The organism is Vibrio rhizosphaerae, from assembly GCF_024347095.1.
GTDB classification, from domain to species: domain Bacteria; phylum Pseudomonadota; class Gammaproteobacteria; order Enterobacterales; family Vibrionaceae; genus Vibrio; species Vibrio rhizosphaerae.
Window position 1 is genome coordinate 2,313,163 of sequence record NZ_AP024903.1, and the last position, 25,633, is coordinate 2,338,795.

Sequence of the window (25,633 nt, forward strand, 5' to 3'; positions counted from 1 at the left end):
AGTACAGCGGCGCCTAATGGCGCCATTATTTCTTTTAATAACAGTATCTTATTCAGAAACACCTAAGCCATACCAATTCAAACAAGCTCCTAGCCCTTACATACCCAAGGCTTTACAATGTCAGAAACTATATCCGAATGATAGGGATCCAAATGCTCTTTAAGGAGATTAACTGAAAATTTTTCACCATAGCGTTCATCTCCAACATTTTTATTAGCATGCGCTGTCATCTGTTTAACTATTGGATTAAACATATTCATCTTCTGATAAAAAGATATAAAAGTGTGCCTCATACTATAAAAAGATTTATTTTGTTTTGTTAAGTCCAATTTCTTGGTGAATTGATCAGTAAACCACGACTCCATCTTACTATAAAACCCTGTATCCTCATCATCAGCTAGCTCCGGAAACAGCCACTCCGAATTAACACTACTGATATAACCTTCAAGCCCTAGATTCAAAAGCTCATCGTGGACAGGGATTTTTCTGACAGAATTCTTATTCTTTAAGTTTTGACGTTTATGTTTGTCAGTTATGTCAAAGTACATAATACCGTCTTCAAACATGATATTTTCTATTCTGAGTTGACAGCATTCAGTTGGCCTGAGACCAGAAAATAAGCAGATCAACGGTACCCAATACTGATAATTTAAGCGCAATTTATCTCTGGTGTTATAACCCACGATACCTGTCTTAAAGACTTTGTGTGAAAATATTGTCTCAACATCGTCACTGTTAAATGGGATTTTGTCTTCTTTAGCTTTTTTCTGAGAGTGTTTTTTTCCATTGTCACGGCCGATAGCGCCTTCGAATGGATTATAAGTAACCTCACTGATATGCTGAACTGCCCACTTATAAACAGACGAACACCGCTGTATATATCTGCTTACCGTTGTCCGATCAATTGCAGGTAAGTTTAGCGTTTGATTCTTTTCTGAAATTTCTAGAACCGACAGTCCATCAAAGAAACCTTTGTTACGCTCTGAGCGAGCGTCTTTCGGGTAATTGAACAATAAATTAATCACCCGAATGACATCAGATCGGGTGACTGCTTTCATATTCTGAATTCCAAGCAGTTCAAATACGGTATTCATACTGTAAACATACTGGGTGATCGTGGATTGACTAACATGTCCAGCTCGTTTCTCATTGCAAAACCCTTCGAGTACAGATTTGTAATCAATCTCAACTATTGGTACTTGATGTGTTTCTATGTCACCTTCGTCAATAGTACATACAGGATCCTTTTCTTCTCCACGAACCAGTTCATCAGGGATAGAAATAGCTTGATGATTTTTGACTTTCTCCGCTAACGCATCAATGGCGATTTTGCACTGTTCCGCTTTTTCAATATCCAATTTCTCTAAAGCTTCTCGGGCAATCTTTAACAACAAGAAATATGTCGTCAGGACATTACGAATTTCTTCAAATTCAATTGAGTTATCTTTATCGTCACCGACAAAAAAAGTAAGTTGCTTTAGATATTTCTCAATTAATTTGTCTGGATCGAGATAATCTGGTAGTACATCCTTAATGAGCAAGATCGAGTCCAGTTCTGATCCATTTGATATTGAGATCCGGCATTGCTGTGCTGCAATGTATCTATTGTTGTTTTTTAATTCATTAAGTGCTTTGTTGAGTGGATTACTGTATAGAACGTCGAATTCTCGAATCGCGTTATAGTTATAGATGTTTTCATCTGTCAGTGTTCTTATCTTCAACAAATCTTCAAGTACATCTATGTCATACTCATTTAGATCGCCGATATCATCCAAAGACTTGTAGCGTTCTTTTATCAATGAAATTTCCCTTTTGACCTTAAGCTCATATTGTAGGGCCATTATAACCGCATCTTCATAACTTTTAGTTCTTAAAGAGCGTTTAAATTCATGCTTATTTGCATAGAACTTTCGAATAGGTTTGGGGAGCTGGTAACGAAAATACCAAATGCCAGAGGGGTGTTGAGTCATGTAGTGCATGTTAGTACCATTAAGCAGTACTAGGCTATGCTTTATTAAGAGACTTTAGAAGGATAAAGCAGAATAAGTTATTGTTTTAAAACATTTTAAACTTATAAAAGGGTGGAAGCCCCAGCCACATCCCGGCACACACGTCATTCGCTGTGGCTGCTACCTTCCGGTCCTGACCAAGTTCACGAATTAGTGTTGCGGGAGGACCAGGGCCTCCATAGATAAGGGCTTTGATGGTGAACATCGAAAGCGGGGTGATTATCAGGGATTGAGATCCGCATTGCAAGTCCCTTTCTGATAAAAGTGACCAGATGCCAACTGAGTGGACAGGGATTAATCAGATTTGCTTGTTTTGCAGCCATCCACCTGACAGGCCCCCTTTTTGATCATACACTGGTGCGCATTAATTCTGGGACTCAATGTCATTCAACTTTGGTAGCGGATCGATTGAGATGACACATTCTGATGATAAAAAGCAGTTTCTTGCTCAGGTGTTTACCGTGATTCACCAAATCCCGGCAGGCAGAGTGAGCACTTATGGGGATATTGCCAAAATGGCAGGTTATCCCGGCTATGCCCGCCATGTCGGTAAGGCGTTGGGGCAACTCCCGAAAGGTTCGACACTCCCTTGGTTTCGGGTGATTAACAGCAAAGGAGAAATCTCGCTTTCCGGCCCGGATTATGACCGTCAACGCGCCGAATTAGTCGCCGAAGGCATACCAGTCAGCAGCAACGGCAAGATTTCACTCCGCCACTATCGCTGGCGGCCCGACTCAATGGGATGACGCACTGTTCACAGGGGTCATTCGAATTTGACCATCATATACGTCAGGCTCAAGAGCAAGTTCGGCGGCATTTCCCGCTCCCGTATACCGCAGATGTCCCTGTTCGAAAATCTCCGCCTGAATGCGGTAGCGATGATTTTGCCGGATATTCGACTCAGAATAAGCAAGTTGGAAATCAATCGGCAGCGTTAAACCATCACCATGAAATTTATATTTCGCAACGACTTGATTGTGCTGCGTTTGATCATTGAGTGATACCACCACGAACACATCGTTCGGTAATGGATAATCACCGATCAAGGTGCCGGTCATCTTATGAATGACAGGATCAGTCGGTTGCATTTGTGCTTGTGCCTGTCCCCCGATGCTGAAAAAAACACAGATGAGGGTCAGAAAGAGAGGCCATTGATTGTTATGATTCATCATTATAAATTTTATATATCTTCCATTTTAAGCCGATAATTATAGAGATAAATGTCAATTGAACAAATTTGTTTTTTGACAACATTGGATATCGGTGTGTGAACAACATAGTGAGGTAGTATGAGCGAGGCTCTCAATGATTTACTCGAACTTTTGCAATTAGAAAAACTAGAGGAAGGACTCTACCGGGGTGATAGTGAACACCTCGGGTTACCTCAGGTCTACGGGGGGCAAGTGATCGGTCAGGCTCTTTCAGCCGCCCGCTACACCGTCGATTCTGAGCGGACGGTTCATTCATTTCATAGCTACTTTCTTCATCCGGGCGATCCGGAAAAACCGATTATTTACGATATAGAAAACCTCAGAGATGGCCGCAATTTCAGTACGCGGCGGGTGAAGGCGATTCAAAATGGCCGGCCGATTTTTTATCTGACTGCGTCATACCACGGTGAAGGCACCGGCTTTGAGCACCAAAATACGATGCCAGATATTGCCGGACCGGAACATTATGCATCTGAAACAGAGCTGATGAATCAAATCGCCCACCGCCTCTCTGAACCAGTCAAGAAGATGTTCTGTCGGGAAAAACCCATCGAAGTCCGTCCGGTGAATGTGGTGAACCCGTTCAAACCGGAAAAAATCGAACCGAAGCAGTATCTGTGGATCCGGGCCAACGGTGAGTTACCGAGTGATCAATTGATCCATCAATATCTGCTCGCTTATGCCTCTGACTGGGGCTTTTTGACCACGGCATTGCATCCCCACGCAGTCACACTGATGACACCGGGATTTCAAGTCGCAACCATTGACCACTCGATGTGGTATCACCGTCCGTTTAGTATGGATGAATGGCTGCTGTTTGCGATTGAGAGCCCGAGTGCGACCTATGGACGCGGATTGGTCCGGGGTGAAATATATAATCAGCAGGGTGATTTAATTGCCAGTGCCGTACAAGAAGGCGTGATGCGCTTTCCCGATCGCGCCAATCCAAAATCCTCAGATGGCAATCATCCATCCGATAACGCTTAGCTGATGCTGAGTAAGTGAGCACCGTGATATTTTATGACGACAGGCTTTACTTTCCCCCAAGGGGAAGCTTTATGCTGTAGTCGTCATAATCAACACCGGAGGTCAATATGGGATGTTGCAATAACCCCCCACCGGGCGGGAGTAAAAATATAGGTCTCTTCCTGAAATATATCGGGGTTTTATTTGCTGTGATTATTTTGATGACATTGATATTTGGTTAACTGAATGATGCACTTGGATCAACAGATAACCTGTATTTGCTGACAGCTTCCCGTGCTCGTGGCCTGTCAGCACCTTCCCCGCCGCTGAACAGGTCACTGTTTTGAAGCACTCATGATAACGGCAGCTCCGTGGTATATTTCAGGGATTCCATTGCAAAGGTCGAAGTCACGTCACTCAATCCTTTGACGCGATTGACCAGTTGTTTATAAAACTCATCAAAACAGCGCATATCTTTCACAACGACTTTCATCATGTAGTCGTATTCTCCGGCCATTCGGTAGAATTCCATCACTTCTGGAAATTCTGAGGCAATTTCAACAAAACGCACATACCACTCATGCGAGTGATTGCTGGTTTTGAGCATCACATAGGCGGTGAAGTTTAATCCCAGCTTCTCCGGATCCAGCAACGCGACGCGCTTCTGAATCACCCCCATGTCTTCCAGTTTTTTCAAGCGCTTCCAGCATGGGGTTGTGGTCAGATGGACCGCATCGGCCAACTCATTCAAAGACCACTCCGCATTCTGTTGTAATAACCGGAGTAGTTGCTTATCGGTTTTATCCAAATTCATGCTACCAAACCTCACAAAAGGAGAAATACTTTCTACTATTTAGCCAACAAACAGTAAAAAAGGAAACCTTTTTCTCTGAGAATCCAGTTATTTTTATTCTACTTGTTCATTCATCTTACCCGCTTTAATAGGAAGTGTTCATATGTCCAGTAATCATGGTTGGATTAAGCAGGCAATTCATCAAATCATGGCCGAAGAAGCCCATCATCCGGAGACGCCCCTGATCAAACTCACTGTACCCGGACTGCAGAACATCGATATTTATCTCAAAGATGAAAGCCGGCACCCGACCGGTTCATTGAAACACCGCTTGGCCCGCTCTCTGTTTTTGTATGCTTTAACCAATGGTTTGATTGGACCGGACACCCCGATTATCGAGTCCTCTTCCGGCAGTACGGCAATCTCGGAAGCCTATTTTGCGCGGATGCTGGGGCTGCCTTTTTATGCGGTCATGCCGCGCACCACCGCCCGTAAGAAAATTGAGTTAATCGAGCAATATGGCGGCACCGCACATTTTGTTGACCGTTCTTGTGATATCTACCCGGCGGCCCGGCAACTGGCCGAAACGCTCAACGGACACTACATTGATCAGTTCACTTATGCAGAACGAGCTTCGGATTGGCGTGGTACGGATAATGTCGCCCATGCCATTTTTGACCAGATGGCCCAAGAACGTTTTCCGCTCCCGCGCTGGCTGGTGATGTCAGCCGGTACCGGTGGCACGTCCGCGACGCTGGGACGGCATATTCATTACCGCCAGTATCCCACCCAGTTGTGTGTTGCAGATTGCGAAAACTCGGTTTTTTACGATGCGTTTCTCCACAATAATACTCAACTGACTTGCCAGCAAAGCAGCCGGATAGAGGGAATCGGTCGCCCCAGAGTTGAACCCAGCTTTATTCCCGGCGTCATTGATACCATGATGGCTGTTCCTGATGCCGCCAGTATCGCGACCATTCACTGGCTGGAGAAAAAAACCGGCCGTAAAGCGGGCCCTTCAACCGGGACTAATCTCTATGCGACCCTGAAGCTTGCCCGACAGATGCAACGCAACGGTGAAACCGGCTCGCTGGTGACATTATGGTGTGACGACGGAGAACGCTATCTGGACTGCTATTACAATCTGGCTTGGGTGCAACAACATATCGGGTCTATCGCGCCTTATCTGGCGCAACTGGATTCATTTGAGTTGAATGGGAATTTTTCTGACGATCTGCAATCCAAGATCACACCCCTGCCTGAATTGCAGATGGGGGCGTAACCTCCGATTCTCATCAATTCAAGGAAACGATGATGCTGACATTAAATCCGCATGAAACCGCATTGATTCTGATCGATTTACAACATGGGATACTCGCACCACAACGCTATCCGTATCCCTCAGATGAAATATTGGCACGGTGTCAATCACTGGCCGCACACTTTCGCCAGCACGGCGCAATGGTAGTCGGTGTCAATGTCGGCTGGTCTGCCGATCAACAGGATTATCCGCCCGGCTTGGTCGATCAGCCTACACCGGCACCGGAAGCACTGGAACACTGGATGACTCTGGCTGACGGGGTGGTTCAGGACGGCGATTTACGGATTACCAAACGGCAATGGGGGGCTTTCACCGGAACGGAACTGGACATGCAGTTACGCCGACGCGGCATCCGTCATCTTGTTGTCGTCGGGATTGCCACCAATATGGGGGTTGAATCGACGCTGCGCCACGGCTGGGAGCTGGGATATAACATGCTCACCATTGAAAATGCGTGTAGTTCATTCTCCGCCGAATACCATCACATGGCCTTTGAAACGATTTTCCCGCGACTGGCCCGGGTGCTGCCGAATGGTGATACTCTGCATTTTGTTTAGCAAGACGTCTGGGCGCCTATGACATCAGCAGCGCAATCGACACAAAGAAAAATGCCTCCGCAAACGGAGGCATTTATTCATCAATCAACGGTGAGCCATCGATGACGCTTAACCTTGAATCCCGACGATCAACCAAGGTGCATTCGCTACGGTTAAATCGCGTTCAAGGTGCCAGACATCTTGAATCTCTTCCTCAATCCCTTCCACAACATCACGATAACGGCCTGAGAACTGTAAGCTCAACTGTGCACGATTTTCATCGTAGTCAGCCCGGACAAATTCGGCATCAACGTACATCACATCGGTATGTTGTTCACCGGTCAGTTTTTCCCGTTCGGCTTGCAAATCATCAAACAGGCTTGCAGAAACATACTCACGAATGGTGTCTAACTCATTGTGATTCCATGCCCCCTGCAAAATGCGATAGTGTTCCCGCGCTCCGTTGAGAAAGGCTGCCCGGTCAAACGCCGGCGGGTAACGGTGCGGTACATCGCTGGCAGCATGGGCACCAAAACCACCACCCCCGGCAGAAAAATCTTCAGGCTGTTCAAAATCATGGACATGAGATTGTCGATGAGCGGTTCCGCCAAATGCCGGTTGCTGCTGATTCATACTCCCCTGCTTCGCGGCCAGCATGCCACGCAACAATTTGAAGATAAAGTACGCCACTAATCCGATAATCAGGATATCCATGAACTGGATACCTTCAAACGCGCCACCGAAGAAGGCCGCTAACAGACCACCGGCAAGCAAACCGCCCAGAAGCCCGCCCATCAGACCTTTGCGTCCGGCATTTTGTGTCTGACCGGCTTTCGTATCCTGCGTTTTGGGATTGCTATACTGTTGTTTCGGTGCCGGTGCCGTCTTGAAACTATTGCCCAAAGAGCGACCACCGCCGAATTTTTTCGCATCAGCAACGGGCATCACCGCCACTGAAACAACCAACAAGGTTATTAACGATAAAAAACGTTTCATGTCTATCCTGCGTCTTGTTAAAAGGGATCAGATGTATCATAGACACTCAACCCGACCAAAGAAACACTCGACATGTATCAGAATATTGCAGGCTTTGATTGACGCTCAGGGCAGGGTTCAATAATATATTGAACATTGTTCATTAACGATTACAAACCATGGCCAGAAGAAACGACCATACGCGAGAAGAACTCATTCAATTGACATTGGAACATGTCAAACAATTTCTGACCCATCACTCCTATCATGAACTGAGCCTACGCAAAGTCGCAGCCATGATTGGTTATGTCCCGAGTACATTAGTCAATGTGTTCGGCAACTATAACCTCCTGTTATTACATGCGGTTGCACAAACACTCGATGAACTGATTGCCGACGCCCGACAGGCCGTCAGCCAGAGTACCGACCACCGGGATGCCTTATTTCAACTCGCCTACTGCTATCATGATTTTGCACAACGCCATTCCTATCGCTGGCAACTGATTTTTGAACACAATATGAATGGCGAAGATCTGCCCGAATGGCAGACACAGCGCATCGATCACATGACAGACATTCTCGAAACCCTGCTCAAGCAATTGTCACCACAGCGCTCACAAGAAGAAATTACCACCACCAGTCGCGTGTTGTGGGCCGGTGTGCACGGCATCACTTTACTGAGTGTTGATGATAAGTTTTTTGCTTCATCCCCGATTGACGGCAATGAACTGATTCACAACTTACTGACACATTATTTAAAAGCCTGGTAATCAAACTTGCTCGAATCACTTGGACTTTATCACTCTGTAAAAAGGATGTTTCCATGTCTCAGACGACTTCAGCACTCCTCTCGTCTCGGCGTTTTTTACCTTATTTCATGACTCAGTTTTTCGGTGCATTTAACGACAATGTGTTTAAAAACACCCTGTTGTTATTGGTGGCGTTCAGCAGTGCCGATCAACTGGCAATTTCAAGTACGCTGTTTATTAATCTCGCAGCCGGTTTATTTATTCTGCCTTTCTTTTTGTTTTCGGCCTCTTCCGGCGTGCTTGCCGACCAACTGGAAAAAAGCAAACTGATCCGCAACATCAAGTTATTAGAAATTGTCATCATGAGTCTGGCTGCGATTGGGTTTGTTACCCACAGTTATCTTGTTTTACTCTTGTTGCTTTTTCTGATGGGCACCCAATCGGCCTTATTTGGCCCGGTTAAATATGCTTTACTGCCACAACAACTGAAACCGGATGAACTGCTGAGTGGGAATGCATTGGTTGAAACCGGAACATTTGTGGCAATCTTGCTGGGGACGTTACTGGCAGGTGTCATCGCTTCGACACCACATGCAGAATATATCGCGGCGGGTGCCGTCTTGTTATTTGCCGTGTGCGGCTATCTGGCCAGCCGTTATATTCCCAATGCGCCGGCAACCGCACCGCACCAGCGATTTCAATGGCGCCCCGTCTTCCACACGCGCCAGACGCTGCGAATTGCCAGACAAGATCCGGTGAACCGCCGAACCATATTGATCATCAGCTGGTTCTGGTTTATGGGCGCAACGTATCTGACACAGTTTCCCAATTTCACACGGCATTTCCTCCATGGCAATGAAGGGGCTGTATCTTGGTTATTGACGTTGTTCTCGGTCGGGATCGCTCTCGGCTCTTTACTCTGTGATCGCCTGTCACGCCATCGCGTGGAACTCGGGTTGGTACCACTGGCTTGTCTGGGCATTTCACTGTTTGGTTACGGGCTGGTGACCTGTGTGCCAGATACACTTCCGCCGTCGATGGAATTTACCCGTTTTATCACCAATGCCGACCTGTGGCCGCTATTTCTGAACTTATTGTTACTGGGGATCTGTGGTGGGATCTTCATCGTCCCCTTGTACACATTATTACAACAACGCGCCCACCCGGAACAACGCGCTCAAGTAATCGCTGCTCTCAATATTTACAACGCCTTATTGATGGTGATCAGTGCGATTTTAGCGATTATCGTCCTGTCGTTACTGCAATGGGCGATTCCTGACTTGTTCTTGCTGCTCTCGCTAATCAATCTGGGCGTCGCGGTTTATCTACTGTATAAGCGCCCCATCGAAACGTTACGTTTCATACTGGCCGGTCTGGCGAAGCTATGTTATCGCGTCCGTTACCGCAATTTGCATCATCTCCCGTCTCAAGGCGGAGCCCTGATTATCTGTAACCACGTTACATATCTGGATGCGCTGATTCTCAGTGCCGCCTCACCGCGGTTGATCCGTTTTGTGATGGAAGCCGATTACACCACTCTGCCGCTGATTCGGCCGGTGTTGAATCGTGCCGGGGTCATCCCGATTTGTGCCACACACGGCAAGACCATTCGCCGGGCATTTGTCCAGATTGAAAAAGCCCTTCAACAGGGTGAACTGGTCTGTATTTTCCCTGAAGGGCGATTGACGTCAGACGGTGAAATCGGACCGTTTCTCCGCGGGCTGGATATTATCATTCAGCACACCAGCTCCCCGGTGATTCCAATGGCCCTGAAAGGCTTGTGGGGCAGTTATTTCAGTCGCCATCGCGGGCGTGCTTGTCGCGGGCTCCCCAAACGTTTGAGAGCGAAAATTGAAGTCGTTGCAGCACCGCCAATCACTGCATCTGATACCGACAGTATTCAGTTACGACAACATGTGGCTGAGTTAAGAGGGGACTGGCAGTAGTTGTTCAATTTTAGTGAATCAAAGTTAAAAACATTCAGACTGACTGATCGTCCGTTTCCGATAAAATGACATCATCTTTTCTGATTGCGGTACTAAAATGACCTCTTCATCCAGTCGTTTGCCTGTTCATGCTGACACGTTCAAACGGGCCTGTCAGCTCAAAAACATCCCTTTTCTTCTGGGGTTACTGATTTGTACGACAACGTATATCACCTCCCCGACAGCACTGGTCATCGGCTTTTTCCTCACGACGGTCGGACTGGTGCCACAGGGGATTCCTTTAGCAAAGATCACCAAAAAACTACTCGCCTATTCGATTATCGGGCTCGGATTCGGCATTCCGCTACAAACGGCACTGACCGTCACCGCTCATGGTCTGGGGCTGATCGTCGCAACCCTGTTCAGCACCTTACTGATTGGCTGGTTTGTCAGTGTCCGGGTCGGACTGATGCGTAAAACGGGATATCTGATAGCGTCCGGGACGGCGATTTGTGGCGGGAGTGCGATTGCCGCAGTCGCACCAGCCATTGATGCAGATGATGAACAGATCGGTCTTGCACTGGGAACGATTTTTGTCCTCAACTCGCTGGCCTTATTTATTTTCCCGGCGATCGGTCATTTGCTTAATATGAGTCAGGAAACATTCGGTACCTGGGCAGCGATTGCCATTCATGATACCTCTTCGGTAGTTGGTGCGGCATCAGCTTACGGAGAAACCGCACTCAAAACCGCAACGACGTTAAAACTGGCCCGGGCACTCTGGATTATTCCGGTCGCATTTCTCAGTACATTTTTATTCCGCAGCGAATCGAGAAAAATCACCATTCCTTATTTCATTCTGTTCTATTGTGCCGCGATTATTTTTCATGATCAGTTGCCTCAGTTCGCCGATCTGTATCAGAGCATCTTTAAACTGGCAAAACAGACTCTGGTGATTTGTCTGTTTTTGATTGGCTGTAGTCTGTCATTCGGCAAGTTACGTCAGGCAGGTCCGCGACCATTACTGTTTGGGGTGGGCTTATGGATACTGGTCTCGGTGTCATCCCTGAGCTGGATTATGCTGAGTCAGTAAAATCGTGTGGCCGCACGGCTAAGCCACTGCTCCCGCAGTGGTTTTACAGCGAAGACGTTTGACGGGATGTCCGGTGGGAGTCACGTTCCAGAAACAGCACCACAACCAACAAGAATGCGGTCAGCTCTGCCAATGAGCGTGTAGTACCGCTGTTGAGCACCGCAACCAAAAGCTGAATGATGATGGTTGCAATCATAAGCCCTTTTTTCATCGGATATGCCTTTTCGTGAATTAAACTGGGTTAATTATGACTAAAAGACATATCAAACCGAAATTCAGTTTTGGACTAACTCATAACTGCTTGCTTATCACGACGGGTCAACATTGCGGCATGCCTTGATCGCCGCATTCAGCCACGTTTTAACTGCGGCACGCGAAATTTTGATCCCTTGGGTGCGGCAATGTTCCGGCAACCGATAATAACTATCCGGCCATTTGAATTTCTCCAACTGTCCGTCAAGCCATCCGCGCATCGATGCCTCGGTCGGCAACCAGTCCGGTGCAGACGCAATCACTGCAACCGGGCGAGCCCCATACGTTGCATCGGCAACCGGCACTACCACCACCGCTTCAATTTGCGGATGACGGACCAAGACCGCTTCAATTTCTTCACAATGGATGTTTTCCCCCCCGGAGATGAACAGATTGTCCGCCCGGCCAGTAACACAGAGTTCCTGATCGTGCCAATATCCCATGTCTTTGCTGTCAAACCATCCTGAATCGTCACACAGCGACGTCAGGGAGCCCTGACGGTAATAGCCGCTGGCCAGAGTGTCGCCACCGATATAAATCCGCTCTTGATCAATTTTCACCTGACGCAAAGGCAGCACGCTACCACAACTCTCACGACCATCAACCCGTTTCGCCGTGACCGTTGATGCGGCTTCTGTCATCCCATACCCGACCCATGTATCAATCCCGAGCGCGGCTGCTCGCCGGGCCAGTGCCGGAGGAATATAGCTGCCCCCGAGCAAAACATGCGTCAGCGCGTGGGGCATGTCCTGATCCAACAAACGCTGTAACTGGGTCGGCACTAAAGAAGCGTGGGTGACATCACTCAGTTCATTCGCTTCAACACGGCCGATACGCAAACAGGCGCCTGCTTGTAACCAGCGATAAATAATCGACAACCCGGAGACATGATAGATCGGCAGACTCAGTAACCATGTATCATCCGCCGTAAAATGAAACTGAGATAACAACCCTTGCGCAGAGGCAAAATGCTGACCGGAGGTATGAGCAACCGCTTTTGCCTCACCGGTCGAACCAGAGGTAAAGATTAAGGTACTCAACTGTTCCGGCTGATAATGCGAGGATAAAACAGCGGTAGTCGGTTGAGGCATACCTCCGTGATCACTGAGCATACGGTTCTTCACCGTCACCAGACGCAGGTTCGGTAATTGCGCCGGTAAGCCAGCCGCGTCATCGGGGTCAGCACAAAACAGCCAGATGGTCTGCGCCGGGCGATAAATCGTCTCCAGCTTACGCTGCAAGATGGCGATTGGCTGCGGCGGCACAAAAGCCGTCAACGCGCCTAAATGCAGTGTTGCCAGAAACAGCCAGACTGCATCGGGATGGTTCTTACCGACCAGCGTGACCACATCGTCCGCCCCGATGCCCTGTTGCTGTAAGGATGCCGCCGTGGCCGCAACCCGATCAGCTACCGCCTGCCAGGTATAGGTTTGCTGGCCCACTTTCAGTGCAACGGCGGCCGGCCGTTGATGTGCCCAGCGCAACCACGGCGTGGTCTGGTCAGAGTGTGTCATCAGGACGACCAGATCAGTTCCTGAGTTTCCAGCGCAACCACTGGCAGATCACACCCCGGCCACGCGACAGCCAACTGCTGCTGAAACAGGCCGACGGTATCCAATCCCGGGACTTCATCCGGCATCAGCCAGCGTGACAACCGGGCTAACTGACACAAGCCGAAACTCGATTCAATACTGGAACTGATCACCGGTTGCATTCCCAGCGTTCTGGCTTTGTCAATCAAATAACGACACCGCGCAATCGAACCGATCAGCGTCGGTTTGATAATCAGGGCTTTCACCCCCGTCAAGTCTTCCAGACGAAACTCAGGGTCATGAAGTGATTCCTGTAAGGTTTCATCCCACGCAATTGCGATGCCGGTATTGATCGCAAACGCAATGCTATCACTGGGTGCGGCACAGGGCTCTTCGATATAGGTGATGCGCTGTCGGTAAGACGGTGAAATTTTACTGGCAAATGTGGCCGCCTGTTCTGGTGTCCAGCCGCGGTTGACATCCAGCCGCAGTGATAAATCAGGTATACTTTCCAGCAGCAGATTGATCACCAAACCATCCCGGACCGGCTCATACCAGCCCACCTTGACTTTGGCGACTTTTTTCGGCAACACCTCAAGACGCTCAATCAACTCATCCGGGTCACCGACACATAAGGGGGCTGCAAAGTAATGTCCTTCTTGCGGCAATTCACCGGATAACTCGGCCTGAGCAGCAGACAAACCAAATGCTACCGATGGATATAGCAACGCATCATCAATCGCCTCGCCCCGGCACCAACGCGCCAACTGTTCCTGAAGCTGGATACCTGCTTCCGTCACAGATTCTGAACTGAAGCCAATTAATGGCGCGACTTCACCCCGCCCTACCTGATTCTGCTCATGCAGTTCTACGATGAAGCCTTCTCGTTCCAATAGCTTCTCGTTACGAAGAATCACACCGCTATCCATCGGTAACCGATAGCGGTACAGTTTTGCACTACGCATTCTAGATCCTCTTGACCCAATGTCTGATACAGAGAAAAGTCATCAGACACCGGATTTACTTATTGAATATCAATGATTGCCGAGCCTACGGGTTACGAGGAAACTTGTTGAAATCTGGACGACGTTTTTCATTGAATGCATTCCGGCCTTCCTGACCTTCTTCGGTCATATAAAACATCATCGTCGCATTGCCAGCCAGCTCTTGTAACCCGGCCTGACCATCACAATCGGCATTCAGGGCTGCTTTCAGACAGCGCAGTGCCATCGGGCTGTGTTGTAACACTTCCCGGCACCAGCGGACGGTTTCTTTTTCCAGCTCGGCTAATGGCACTACCGTGTTCACCAGCCCCATATCGACCGCTTCCTGTGCGTCATAAAAACGACACAAGAACCAGATTTCACGGGCTTTTTTCTGACCGACAATCCGCGACATGTAAGACGCGCCCCACCCGCCGTCAAACGAACCGACTTTCGGCCCGGTCTGACCGAACTTGGCATTGTCAGCCGCAATGGTTAAATCACACATCATATGTAACACGTGCCCCCCACCGACAGCCCAACCGGCCACAGCAGCAATGACCGGTTTCGGACAAGTCCGAATTTGACGCTGAAAGTCTAGTACATTGAGATGGTGTGTGCCTTCATCATCACGATAACCGCCGTAATCACCGCGAATTTTCTGGTCACCACCGGAACAGAAGGCATCTTCACCCAGTCCGGTCAGAACAATCACGCCCACGCCCGAATCATAACGGGCATCAGCCAGCGCCTGAATCATCTCTTTGACAGTCTGGGGCCGGAAAGCATTGCGCACCTGTGGGCGGGCAATGGTAATTTTTGCAATGCCGTCATCCGATTTATGGTAGTGAATATCTTGATACTCACCGCTACAATCGAGCCAATTGACGGGTGCATAAAGCTCTTCTTCACTGATACCTACAGTAATTGTCATAATCTACCTATCTTGTTTAAGCTGTCATCTCTGATGAGCGAGTTGTGTCCGGAGACACCGGGCAAATGCCTCGGGTCGCTCTTGGTGGACATTATGTCCTGCCTGCAAAACAATCTGTACTGGCAACCCGCTTAAGGTCGCGAGTTGCCGGAATTTTTGATCACGTTCCCCACAGATGTACTGCACGGGAATTGGCTGAGTTTGCAATCCCGGTAGCAAATCCGGCTGCAACGCCAACGATGTCGCCCGCATCATCGCAGCAATTTCGCTCCCCAGATTATCACTACGGCGGGCGATCAAATCTTGTCTTTGCGCATGGTTAAGTGAGGAAAAGACCGGCTGCTGATACCAATTGATTAAAACATCAGCAATGGGTTCAAAAGCGAAGCGATCGGCCCATGCCTGATCGTGCTGCCAGCGAGCCTGACGGGCCGCTTCATCTTGCAGTCCAAAGTTGCCCCCTTCGATCACCAACGTGGTCACATTCAGCGCCGACCAAAAACCATGAACCGCGCCATACATGGCTAACCGACCACCCAGCGAATAACCAATCAACACCAGCGGTTGTCCGGGTGATAAACGGCCCGCAATCGTCTGAGCAATCCGGCGACAACAGTCGGCAAAATCGCGACAGCGCTGCATGCGGCTGTGTCCATGCCCACATAAATCAATGGTTAAACAGGGGAAATCCCCTAGCTGTGCCAGAGTGCCCGACCAGTCTTCACTGCTGCCCAGTAAACCATGTAAAAACACCAGCACTGGTCGATCCTGCTGTGTGTCCGTCGCCGGAATGTAATCGCTATAAAGAACAGACATGCGCAATGACCTGTTGGATATGCCGGGCCGCCTGACCTGCGGGGGCACTGACCTCCATAAGCAAGCCGTGCTGTCCGTCGGCGATATGCCGGGCAACGCCCGCCATCAGTGCAGTGACACTATCGGGATTGCTGTACTGTAATCCAAACTGGGCAGCTGCATGGCGGAAATCATACCCGTGTGGCATCTGATATAAGTCAGTTTTCTGTTGCTGCGGGACGGGCAGTAAGTCAAAAATAGCGCCGCCATCGTTATTGGTGACCACAATCACAAACGGCTGAGGGGTGTGAGTCAGCAAGGCAAGCGAGTTGAGGTCATACAGGAGTGATGTATCCCCCAGCAAAAGCACCATCGGTTGGCGGCGCTCGCGCTGTACACCGGCAGCCGTTGCCACCACCCCATCAATCCCCGATGCACCGCGGTTCGAGAACACATGCTGATGATGAATGTTACCGAACATATCGACCAGACGGACGATCAGACTGTTCCCGAGAAATAAATCCGCCGTGGGAGCAAGCGTTGCCACCGCCTGAGCAACATCCAGCTCTGTCAGTGAGGTACTGGTTTGCGCCACTTGCCGGATCACGGCCGGAATACGGTCAATCAACGGCAGTAATTCATCGGCCCAACCGGCCAGAGAGGCACACGCCTGAAGCGCTGCAGCTTGCGCAGCGACCCAAGCCGCAATCGGCGCCACAATCTGCTGTTGTGACAAATGCGCCGGATTATTACGCTTCTCATCCGGCGAGACTAACAGGTAGCGGCTGCCATGTTGCGTCACCTGCTGTTGCAGCCATTGATTCAATCGTTTAGAGACCAGTTGCGCGCCAAACTGGATGATCACCTCACACCCGGCCAACACTTGGCGGCATCGGGCATGGTGCAGCCAGACATCAAAATAGGCCCAGTCACTTGAAACCCCGGATTGAGGGTCACACAGCACCGGCCAGCCGAGCTGCTGTGCCAGTGCTTTGGCTTGTTCTGCCTCCGCCAGTGACAGAGAGCCGACAATCACCACACCGCGCTGGCGGTACAGCGCCGGTTCGCAGGGCAGCGGCAATGGCTCGTTGCTTTGCTTGGTACTATAGGGTAAACCCGTTGCCAACCACGGCTGTACCCCGGTCAGATATGCCGCATCATCAATTACCTCATCCTGCAGATACAAGGGTTCAGGAAACGGACAATTGATATGTACCGGGCCACCCCGGCGCGTTTGTGCCGAAAGGGCCTGATCCACGGTGGTCAGTAGCCAGTTGGGGGCAATGGCTGCGGTCGGGCTGGGTAAATTGACCGCAGCGACCACATGTGCAGCAAAAATTCCCGGCTGACTAATCGCCTGATTCGCCCCGCAGTCCACCAGTTCTGGCGGACGATCCGCGGTCAGCAACACTAATTTCTCACCGGTTAAATAAGCTTCCGCGACACAAGGGAGTAAATTGGCCACCGCAGTACCGGAGGTGACAATCACGGCCACTGGCTGACGACTGGCTTTTGCCAGCCCTAAGGCCAGATACCCCAACCCCCGCTCGTCAAAATGACGATGTAACCGCAGCGCCGGATGCGCACTGGCTTCCAGTGTCAACGGTGTCGAACGCGACCCCGGTGCGACACAGACATCACGGACACCTAAGCGCGACAGCTCTTCCAGAATCAAACGACTCCAGACCCGGTTCAAGACCGCTTGTTGCGATTTCACGATACCACTTCCTCCGGAGACATCTCCGTGATCAGGCTGAGTAAAGTGGACATTTTACGATCCAACTCCAGCCATTCATGTTCGGCCACCGAACCACTGACAATCCCGGCTCCGGCAAAGAGCTTGACTTGTTTGTCCGTCACCAATGCACTGCGGATCGCGACACAGAATTCAGCGCGCTGATGGCTGATATAGCCAATCGACCCGGCATACCAGCCTCTGGGGAACGGTTCATAACGTTCAATGAAGCGTTTTGCTGCTTGTCTGGGTAATCCCGCCACCGCAGCAGTCGGTTGTAATGCACCAAGCAACTGAACACCATTAATCGCCGGATTGAGCTCAGCTTCAATCAGCCGTTGCAGATGCTGTACACGGCGGAGTTTCACCAGCTGAGTGGCAGCCCCGACCCGCACCGAACGTGCCAGCGGCGTTAACCGATCGACAATATCATCGACGACATACTGATTCTCGGTCACATTTTTCTCGTCCTGAATCAGCCAGTCAGAGAGTGCCTGATCTTGCCGGGCATTTTCACCCCGGCCGATCGTCCCGGCCAGCGCTTCGGTAAATAACGCCTCCCCGTGACGCTGATATAAACGTTCGGGTGTCGAGCCGATAAAACTGTGCCGCTGATCAATAGCCAGTAAAAAATGGAAACTCTGGTCATTGTGACGACGGCTTTCTTTTAACAGTTGAGCGGCCTGAATCGACTGCGTCAGTTCAAATGTGGACTGACGCGCTAACACCACCTTATCAAATTGCTGTGCTGTCATGGCTGACAAGGCTTGCGCCACCAGTTGGCACCATTGACCGTGCTGCGGTGCATGTGCCACGGACACAATTTCGGTTGCCATTGGCGCTAAAGCAGGAATCTCCTGCCGCAATTGCTGCAACGTCTGAATCGTCAGATCACGTGCCTGAGTCAAGTTGGCACACAAACACCATGCCGCGCCTTCACGAATCAGCTCGATTTGCGGCAAAAAGAAAAATGCTTCCTGACAGTGCGGATTTTTGGCCGTCCCGCCATCAAAAGAACGCCCGCCCCAGATGCGCTGATCGGCAGAAATGACCTGATAAGCCGGGGCCGGATCTGAAAAAGTCAGACATGCCCCTAACGCAACCACTTCTTCCCGGTCATCCCGGTCTTGCCAGTAAAATTTGGGAAATACAGGTTGTGCAGCCAGCCAGTCAAGCAGAGAAAAATGAGGCGGAAAATCAAGTACCTGAATGCATCGGCTGGCTTGTGGGGGGGCCTGCTGAATTTGATGAATAAGTTGGTTTACGGCTTGGTAGAAATAAGACAAAGCGACCTCAACTGGGGGAGTCAATGGTGACTCTATTGATGGATTTATCTGTTCCTGTCAAAGGATGTAGAGCATTTTATGTCAGATGTCTCCGAAGCTCTAGCCCAGAAATCAGATAATTTTAGATTTTTATTCTTTTAAAACATGATTTAGTGTAACTTAATAAAAAAATTCAATTATTTTCGGGGGAGCTGCCATGCAAAATATTGGGATGTCATCAAAACTTGATAATGTCTGCTACGACATCCGGGGTCCGGTACTCAAACATGCTAAGCGTATGGAAGAAGAAGGACATAAAATCCTAAAGCTGAATATCGGCAATCCGGCCCCTTTTGGCTTTGATGCCCCCGATGAAATTCTGGTTGATGTGATCCGTAATCTGCCGACATCGCAAGGTTATTGTGATTCCAAAGGAATCTATTCTGCCCGCAAAGCCGTGGTTCAGCATTATCAGAAAAAAGGATTGCGCGCCCTCGATGTCGAAGATGTCTATATCGGCAACGGTGCATCAGAGCTGATCGTGATGTCAATGCAGGCGCTGTTGAACAATGGCGATGAAATGCTGGTCCCCGCCCCGGATTACCCGCTGTGGACAGCCTCCGTTTCCCTCTCCGGCGGGAAAGCTGTGCATTACCTGTGTGATGAAGATTCAGACTGGTATCCCGATCTGGAAGATATTAAAAAGAAAATCACCCCGAACACACGCGGGATTGTCCTGATCAACCCGAACAACCCGACCGGTGCCGTTTATAGTCGCGCTTTCTTGCTGGAATTCATTGAAATTGCCCGCCAGCACAACCTGATCATTTTTGCCGATGAGATCTATGACAAGATTTTATACGACGGTGCGACCCATACCCCCATTGCAACACTGGCGGATGATGTCCTGATTGCCACATTCAACGGCTTGTCAAAAGCGTATCGTGTCTGTGGTTTCCGCGGCGGCTGGATGTTCCTGACCGGGCCGAAACATCTCGCTGCCAGTTACGTCTCTGGACTGGATATTCTCGCCTCGATGCGTTTGTGTGCCAATGTACCGATGCAGCACGCAATTCAGACCGCACTGGGCGGTTATCAGAGTATCAATGAACTGATTCTGCCCGGCGGCAGATTACTGGAACAGCGGGATCGGGCATGGGAGATGATCAATCAGATTCCGGGGGTTTCCTGTGTCAAACCGAAAGGTGCGATGTACTTGTTCCCGAAAATTGATACCAAGATGTACAACATTCATGACGATCAGAAAATGGTGCTCGATTTTCTGATTCAGGAGAAAGTGCTGCTGGTTCAGGGCAGCGGCTTCAACTGGCCGAAACCGGACCATTTCCGCATCGTCACCTTGCCGCATGTGGAAGATTTAGAAATTGCGATCAGTCGTTTTGAGCGCTTCCTCTCGACCTATCGGCAGTAATCAGCGTCTGTCGGACAAGATAGCGATGAAATAAACAGAAGGCCCGGGTGATAGGTGATACCCGGGCCTTTTTGTTATCTGTCCTTCCTGCATTAACTTTCGGCTTGCGTTATTTACACGGTGCTGACAGCATCAACATGTATCATCCGGTACATGACTCAGCGGTCGCCACCGATTGGGCAGCCATGGTGTCATCTTCCTCACTGCCCGTTGGCTCCGGTGCTAGTTCAATCACCCGGTGACATACCTTCTCTAACAAGCTCTGCTCGTGACTGACCAGTAACAGCGCACAATTTATTTCCCGCACTGCCTCTAAGATCAGCGTCAGGGTTTCCTGTGCGGTAGATGGATCCAACCGTGTGGTCGGCTCATCTGCGATCAGTAACTTCGGTTTCAGCAGCAAGACTCGCAAAATCGCAAAGCGCTGTAATTCGCCCCCGGAGACCTGTGTGGCCGACTGTTGCAGTAAAGCCGGATCCAAATGCAGCCGCTTCATCAGCGCCAGTGGCACCGCATCATCAATCTGATAGCGACGACAAATGTCATCAATCAGCGTGCCTAAACTGACATGGGAGGCAAATGCCCCGGGCGGATCCTGATAGAGTTTCAGTTTCTGCCCGACCGCCAGCGGTTGCAGATATTCAATCTCTCCTGCCTGCGGTGTGCGCAAACCAAGCACGGCCTGACACAAGGTTGATTTCCCACAGCCACTTGGCCCGCGGATACCCAACACTTCTCCGGCCCGCAGTTCAAACGATAAATCTTCAAACAGCACCCGTTGTTCAACGGCCATTTTTAGCTGATTTACCCGCAGGAGCACCTCTCCGGGCTGATGATGATTGAGCATCGGCCAGTGACGCGGATGCGCACTGACCAACTGGCGGGTATACGCATGTTGCGGCCCGGCCAACACGGTACTTGCTTCCCCTTGCTCGACCACGGTCCCGTGCTGAATCACCAGAATCGTCCCGCCGAGTTGTTCTGCGACTTCGATATCATGAGTCACCGTCAGTAAGGCCCCTTGCTGACGGTACTGTTGTAGCATCTCAACCAGACGAGCCCGGTGATGATCGTCCAGCCCTTTGGTCGGCTCATCCGCAATCAGGATTTCGCCGCCACCACTGACCGCACACACATAAGCGCCCCGTTGTGCCATGCCTCCCGACAACTGCACCGGATATTTCGCCTCATGTCCCGTCAGACCGACCGCCTCAAAGTGTTGCGAACTCTGAGTGCGACATGTGGCCGCATCATGATTGCGCAACAGCGCAGGTACTTCTTCTGCTTGCCGGGACAATCGCATCAGTGGGTCGAGTGCCAATGACGGCTCCTGAGGCAAAATCGAAAACACCCGCCCCCATAAGTTTTCCCGTTCAGATGCAGACATACGATGCAGTGCTTGCCCGGCCCACCAGATTTCACCCTGAGAGGTAAACGGGACAGGCAGCGCACCGATGATCGCCTTCAACAGCAAACTCTTTCCCGCCCCGGTTTCGCCCAGAATGGTCAAGGACTGGCCGTGCTCTAATGTCAATGAGACCGGCCCGACCATACACCGCTCACCAAGCCAGACAGATAAGGCCCGAATTTCAAGTAATGGGGTCATGTCCGTGAACCTCCCTGTGCCAGCAAATGAAAAGAGAAAATCAGCAGCGACACCACCACAATCGGCTGTAATAACACCCAAAAACCCTGATCATAGTAGCGAAACAGTTCCACCATCATCATGCCTAACTCGGCATGGGGCGGACGCAACCCGACATACAAAAAGCCAAGAGCAGCCAGTGATAAGATCGCATGACCGGCTCCGAAACAGGACAAAGTGTACACATCGCTGCGGATCTCCGGCCAGATGTGACGATAGAACAGATACCAGCGGCTGAATCCGAACAGGCGAGACGACTCAAATGCGTCCGAGAGCACTACGGCCTGTGTCTGGCTGCGGATGATCCGAAAATAATCGGCCCACATGGTGATCGAGATAGCAATAAACAGGAAGAAAAAGGAGCCGGGGAAAATCGCCCCGAACAGCAACACCAGAATCAATCCCGGTAACGCCATCACAATATTGACCCACACCGAAAAAATGCGATCCACCCAGCCCTTTTGCCATCCGGCCCAGACGCCGGACAGCGTGCCGAGCAGTGAAGCAGTGGTGACACACAACCCGGCCATCAGCAACGAGTTCATAATTGCATCGGCAAGCCGTGCCGCATTACTGCGTCCGTAATGATCGGTGCCGAGAATTTCCTGCCAGTTGGGTTCGGTAAAAGCCAGTTCAAGCTGCTGACGGGCAATATCCCCTTTGAGCCAAAGCTTTTCAATGATGACAAATCCCAGCAGAATCGTGAGAATCGACAAGCCGATCCATTGGGTTCGATAGCATTTCATACCAGACCTCCGGCGGCTGAGCGACGATAGCGCGGATCAAAATAGTACTGCACCAGATCAACTCCGGTATTAATCACCACAAACAGTAATCCCATCAACAGTGCAGCGCCCTGAATCACCGGAATATCGCGGCCAAAGATTGCATGAGACAACGCATGGCCGATACCCGGCCAGGAAAACAGCGATTCAATCATCACAATGCCTTCGACCAGTCCCACAGCTTGGACACCGATAAATGCCAGCAGCGGTAACGTAATATTACGCTGGCCGTGATGGGCGTAAGTCTGTGCTTCACTCAAGCCTTTCAGCCGCGCAAAATGATAAAACGGCGCATCAAAAATACGCTTGGCGGTATTGCGAATCATCCGGTTCGATAAGGCTGCCAGAGACAAGGCCAGCGCCAGCGCCGGGAGCAAAACATGTTCAAACCGGCCGAACCCTGCCACAGGTAATAAATCAAGTTTTAACGCAAAGCATAAAATCAACACCAGACCAATTAAAAACACCGGCTGGGCGCGCATAAAACTGGAAATGAGTAACGTGACCCGGTCATGCCATTGTCCGGCATGACGTGCGCAGTAAAGACCAATCGGGAAAGCAATCAACAGAGACAAACTCAGCGCCACCACCGCCAGCCATAATGAATAGCCCAAATGGTGCATGATTTTCTCTGACACCGCCTCACCGCTGATCATCGACTGGCCGAGATTGAAATGCGCTAAATCCCACATCCAGCTCAGATACTGTTCCCACACCGGCCGATCGAGACCGAGGTCTGCTGCCACGCGCTGCGCGGCCTGTAAATTAACATAATCATAGCCGTAACGGGCCGCTGCAATACGAAATGCCATATCTCCCGGCAGGCATTTCATCATCACGAACGTCACCGTGCCGACCGACCAACCGACAAAGATCAGTTGGCAAAAACGGCGCAATAGTAAATTAATCATGAAGTTGCATTTCCTTGAGACGATAATCAATTTCATACGGGTCAAACGAGAATCCGGACACCCGCTTGTTGACCGCTATCAATTGCTGGCTGTAAGCAATCGGAATCACCGGCAGTTCATCCGCCATGATTCGGGCAACCTGCTGGGACAACTGCCGGGCGACATGCGGATCAGACTCACCCAGAAGTTGAGTCAGAATGGCGCGAATTTGCGGAGAATCCCAGTTCATATGGCCCCAGTCACTGCCTCGCGGTGAAGAGAAATCATCATATAAAATCGGTAACGGACTGCCCATCATGCCAAAGTTACGCGCCATCAGCGCCATATCAAGGGTATTGTCATGATGCTTAGCCGGAATGGCACTGGCATTATCGATACTGACATTAACCTGAATCCCCAACAATGCCAGTTGATTCTGGATGCTGGTCGCCAGCACCGGTAACTCAGGACGGTTGGCATAAGTCGTCAGCGTCAGTGACAATGGTTGTCCGTCACGCACGAGCCAACCTTCATCATCATAAGACCACCCCTGCTGCATCATCAGCGTCTTCGCCTGCTGGAGGTTATATTTATGTTTCAGGTTCTCGATATACCAGTCGGATTGTGACGGGGAAAAAAGCTGATACGCCGCCGACCCGGGCAAACGCAGTACCGTCGCGGCCATTCCTTCCCGATCCAGTGCCAGACTGATCGCCTTTCGTACCGCCTGATGGCGTAATTGCGGATGAGCGAGGTTGAGTTTCAACAATACGGTCCGGGGCAACGCAAGTGACTCCACCGTCACCTGATCCGATTGCTTCAGACCTTCCCGGCTGACCGGATCAATTGAATAAGCAATATCAGCCTGACCACTGCGGACTAACAGCGCCCGGCTTTCACTCCGGTGCCCCGCCAAATAACTGACCGACTGAATATGCGCCGGCTCTCCCCAATAGTCCGGGTTTTGTGTGACTTCAATTTTATGTGGCGGATGCGCCATAGCCACCTGATATGCTCCGGTCCCAATCACAGCTGACGGTGCCTGTCCCTGCCCCGTTTGTGCGTTATCTGCTGCATCACCTTGGCCCGTTTTACCCAGCGTGACCGGAGAAACGATCCCCAGACTGTAATGTGCCAGCACACTCAGCAACGGACTGTAAGGTTGAGACAGCGCAATCACTAATGCCCCGTTTTCAACCGTAATGGCCTGAATCGGCACCTGCCGAATCACCCCCGGTTGTGACCGCGCATAAGCTAAATTCTGTCGTACCGCTTCAGCATTCAGTGGCGTGCCATCATGAAAAACGACCCCGGGACGAATGCTAAACCGCCATACCAACCCATCGGCGAATGGCGTCCACTCAGTGGCTAACAAGGGTTGCACACTTCCATCGGGCATGAGGCGCGTTAAAGACTCGGTGACGCCAAGACGGCTGTAGAGGAATCCGTCACGCGACAGCTCCGTGCCGTTAAATTCAAACGGGCCGGAAATCGTAAGTTGGGTATTATTCTGAGACTGACGATGTTGATAGATCGCGATGGCGATGATGCCAACCACGATGATGAGCAATATTTTTTTCATATTCAAGTGAGTGAATTATCATTAATTAGTACGTTATAACATATCAACATGCATATCTTATTGCAATCATTCCTCATCCAACCATTGACGAAAATATTGATTTTTTTAAGGTGCTGTGAACTTAGTTCAATGGCCGCTCGCGTGGTTTTCGTGTGTTGCAAAAGCAGACATGCATGATATTCAACTCACGATATAAGATGATACAGGTGCTTGAGAAGCATAATC

23 protein-coding genes and 1 other RNA gene are annotated in these 25,633 nt (G+C 50.1%); 8 read left to right on the forward strand and 16 right to left on the reverse strand.

Going from position 1 to position 25,633, the window contains the following annotated elements; translation table 11 throughout:
* Nucleotides 1–89: 89 nt before the first annotated feature.
* Both OCV37_RS09910 and ffs read right to left on the reverse strand, forming a co-directional pair.
* Nucleotides 90–1,979 (reverse strand): site-specific integrase, encoded by a 1,890-nt coding sequence (locus OCV37_RS09910; protein ID WP_038180785.1) that lies wholly within the window; start codon nucleotides 1,977–1,979, stop codon nucleotides 90–92.
* A 106-nt stretch (nucleotides 1,980–2,085) separates the two neighbouring features.
* An RNA gene (gene ffs / locus OCV37_RS09915) (signal recognition particle sRNA small type) lies at nucleotides 2,086–2,182 on the reverse strand.
* 240 nt (nucleotides 2,183–2,422) lie between these two features.
* On the opposite strand from ffs, the gene OCV37_RS09920 reads away from it, so the two are divergent.
* A complete protein-coding gene (locus tag OCV37_RS09920) occupies nucleotides 2,423–2,755 on the forward strand; it encodes an MGMT family protein (RefSeq protein WP_038180898.1) in 333 nt (110 codons plus the stop codon).
* Here the strand turns inward: OCV37_RS09920 and OCV37_RS09925 are convergent.
* The gene (locus OCV37_RS09925) at nucleotides 2,744–3,181 is read right to left on the reverse strand and encodes a YbaY family lipoprotein (protein WP_038180780.1); all 438 of its coding nucleotides are present in this window, start codon (nucleotides 3,179–3,181) and stop codon (nucleotides 2,744–2,746) included. The genes OCV37_RS09920 and OCV37_RS09925 overlap by 12 nt on opposite strands.
* 117 nt (nucleotides 3,182–3,298) lie before the next feature.
* On the opposite strand from OCV37_RS09925, the gene tesB reads away from it, so the two are divergent.
* A complete protein-coding gene (gene tesB, locus OCV37_RS09930; protein ID WP_051680501.1) occupies nucleotides 3,299–4,207 on the forward strand; it encodes an acyl-CoA thioesterase II in 909 nt (302 codons plus the stop codon).
* A gap of 331 nt (nucleotides 4,208–4,538) precedes the next feature.
* Here tesB and OCV37_RS09935 read toward each other — a convergent pair whose 3' ends face one another.
* On the reverse strand, nucleotides 4,539–5,000 hold the full coding sequence (locus OCV37_RS09935; protein ID WP_038180777.1) for an Lrp/AsnC family transcriptional regulator: 462 nt from the start codon (nucleotides 4,998–5,000) through the stop codon (nucleotides 4,539–4,541).
* A gap of 142 nt (nucleotides 5,001–5,142) precedes the next feature.
* On the opposite strand from OCV37_RS09935, the gene OCV37_RS09940 reads away from it, so the two are divergent.
* Nucleotides 5,143–6,261, forward strand: coding sequence for a PLP-dependent cysteine synthase family protein (locus OCV37_RS09940; RefSeq protein WP_084717458.1), 1,119 nt, complete (start codon nucleotides 5,143–5,145; stop codon nucleotides 6,259–6,261).
* Nucleotides 6,262–6,290: 29 nt separating this feature from the next.
* Complete coding sequence (locus OCV37_RS09945) at nucleotides 6,291–6,857, forward strand: hydrolase (RefSeq protein WP_261888085.1); 567 nt, start codon at nucleotides 6,291–6,293, stop codon at nucleotides 6,855–6,857.
* A 108-nt stretch (nucleotides 6,858–6,965) separates the two neighbouring features.
* On the opposite strand, the gene OCV37_RS09950 is transcribed toward OCV37_RS09945, so the two are convergent.
* Nucleotides 6,966–7,832, reverse strand: a complete 867-nt coding sequence (locus OCV37_RS09950) for a Tim44 domain-containing protein (RefSeq protein WP_038180772.1) — start codon at nucleotides 7,830–7,832, stop codon at nucleotides 6,966–6,968.
* A 158-nt stretch (nucleotides 7,833–7,990) separates the two neighbouring features.
* Here OCV37_RS09950 and OCV37_RS09955 point away from each other — a divergent pair, with 158 nt between their 5' ends.
* From OCV37_RS09955 to OCV37_RS09965, 3 genes are all read left to right on the forward strand, one after another.
* Complete coding sequence (locus OCV37_RS09955; RefSeq protein WP_038180769.1) at nucleotides 7,991–8,581, forward strand: TetR/AcrR family transcriptional regulator; 591 nt, start codon at nucleotides 7,991–7,993, stop codon at nucleotides 8,579–8,581.
* Between the two features lie 53 nt (nucleotides 8,582–8,634).
* Entirely contained in the window at nucleotides 8,635–10,506 is a 1,872-nt protein-coding gene (locus OCV37_RS09960) for an MFS transporter (protein ID WP_038180767.1), read from the forward strand.
* A gap of 97 nt (nucleotides 10,507–10,603) precedes the next feature.
* The gene (locus OCV37_RS09965; RefSeq protein WP_084717457.1) at nucleotides 10,604–11,578 is read left to right on the forward strand and encodes a YeiH family protein; all 975 of its coding nucleotides are present in this window, start codon (nucleotides 10,604–10,606) and stop codon (nucleotides 11,576–11,578) included.
* 43 nt (nucleotides 11,579–11,621) lie between these two features.
* Here the strand turns inward: OCV37_RS09965 and OCV37_RS09970 are convergent, their stop codons facing one another.
* The 7 genes from OCV37_RS09970 to OCV37_RS10000 all read right to left on the reverse strand — a co-directional run bounded on the left by OCV37_RS09970 (nucleotide 11,622) and on the right by OCV37_RS10000 (nucleotide 19,095).
* Nucleotides 11,622–11,789 carry a hypothetical protein gene (locus tag OCV37_RS09970; protein WP_169739360.1) on the reverse strand — a complete coding sequence of 56 codons (168 nt, stop codon included), beginning with the start codon at nucleotides 11,787–11,789 and terminating at the stop codon, nucleotides 11,622–11,624.
* Nucleotides 11,790–11,886: 97 nt separating this feature from the next.
* A complete protein-coding gene (gene menE, locus OCV37_RS09975) occupies nucleotides 11,887–13,344 on the reverse strand; it encodes an o-succinylbenzoate--CoA ligase (protein ID WP_051680500.1) in 1,458 nt (485 codons plus the stop codon).
* Nucleotides 13,344–14,327: an o-succinylbenzoate synthase gene (gene menC, locus OCV37_RS09980; protein WP_038180765.1), complete on the reverse strand. Its 984-nt coding sequence runs from the start codon at nucleotides 14,325–14,327 to the stop codon at nucleotides 13,344–13,346. Before menC ends, menE begins: the two co-directional genes overlap by 1 nt.
* Nucleotides 14,328–14,412: 85 nt before the next feature.
* Nucleotides 14,413–15,279, reverse strand: coding sequence for a 1,4-dihydroxy-2-naphthoyl-CoA synthase (gene menB, locus OCV37_RS09985; protein ID WP_038180762.1), 867 nt, complete (start codon nucleotides 15,277–15,279; stop codon nucleotides 14,413–14,415).
* Between the two features lie 24 nt (nucleotides 15,280–15,303).
* A complete protein-coding gene (menH, locus tag OCV37_RS09990) occupies nucleotides 15,304–16,095 on the reverse strand; it encodes a 2-succinyl-6-hydroxy-2,4-cyclohexadiene-1-carboxylate synthase (RefSeq protein WP_038180760.1) in 792 nt (263 codons plus the stop codon).
* Nucleotides 16,079–17,791 (reverse strand): 2-succinyl-5-enolpyruvyl-6-hydroxy-3-cyclohexene-1-carboxylic-acid synthase, encoded by a 1,713-nt coding sequence (gene menD, locus OCV37_RS09995; protein WP_038180758.1) that lies wholly within the window; start codon nucleotides 17,789–17,791, stop codon nucleotides 16,079–16,081. Before menD ends, menH begins: the two co-directional genes overlap by 17 nt.
* Nucleotides 17,788–19,095, reverse strand: a complete 1,308-nt coding sequence (locus OCV37_RS10000) for an isochorismate synthase (RefSeq protein WP_038180754.1) — start codon at nucleotides 19,093–19,095, stop codon at nucleotides 17,788–17,790. Before OCV37_RS10000 ends, menD begins: the two co-directional genes overlap by 4 nt.
* 196 nt (nucleotides 19,096–19,291) lie before the next feature.
* On the opposite strand from OCV37_RS10000, the gene OCV37_RS10005 reads away from it, so the two are divergent.
* The gene (locus tag OCV37_RS10005) at nucleotides 19,292–20,506 is read left to right on the forward strand and encodes a pyridoxal phosphate-dependent aminotransferase (protein ID WP_038180750.1); all 1,215 of its coding nucleotides are present in this window, start codon (nucleotides 19,292–19,294) and stop codon (nucleotides 20,504–20,506) included.
* A gap of 142 nt (nucleotides 20,507–20,648) precedes the next feature.
* On the opposite strand, the gene OCV37_RS10010 is transcribed toward OCV37_RS10005, so the two are convergent.
* Genes OCV37_RS10010 through OCV37_RS10025 form a run of 4 tightly spaced genes read right to left on the reverse strand, consistent with a single transcriptional unit; the run spans nucleotide 20,649 to nucleotide 25,408 of the window.
* Entirely contained in the window at nucleotides 20,649–22,112 is a 1,464-nt protein-coding gene (locus OCV37_RS10010) for an ABC transporter ATP-binding protein (RefSeq protein ID WP_038180747.1), read from the reverse strand.
* Entirely contained in the window at nucleotides 22,109–22,897 is a 789-nt protein-coding gene (locus OCV37_RS10015; protein ID WP_038180744.1) for an ABC transporter permease, read from the reverse strand. The genes OCV37_RS10010 and OCV37_RS10015 overlap by 4 nt, the downstream gene beginning before the upstream one ends.
* On the reverse strand, nucleotides 22,894–23,847 hold the full coding sequence (locus OCV37_RS10020) for an ABC transporter permease (RefSeq protein WP_038180740.1): 954 nt from the start codon (nucleotides 23,845–23,847) through the stop codon (nucleotides 22,894–22,896). Before OCV37_RS10020 ends, OCV37_RS10015 begins: the two co-directional genes overlap by 4 nt.
* Nucleotides 23,840–25,408 carry an ABC transporter substrate-binding protein gene (locus tag OCV37_RS10025; protein ID WP_038180737.1) on the reverse strand — a complete coding sequence of 523 codons (1,569 nt, stop codon included), beginning with the start codon at nucleotides 25,406–25,408 and terminating at the stop codon, nucleotides 23,840–23,842. Before OCV37_RS10025 ends, OCV37_RS10020 begins: the two co-directional genes overlap by 8 nt.
* Nucleotides 25,409–25,633: the final 225 nt, after the last annotated feature.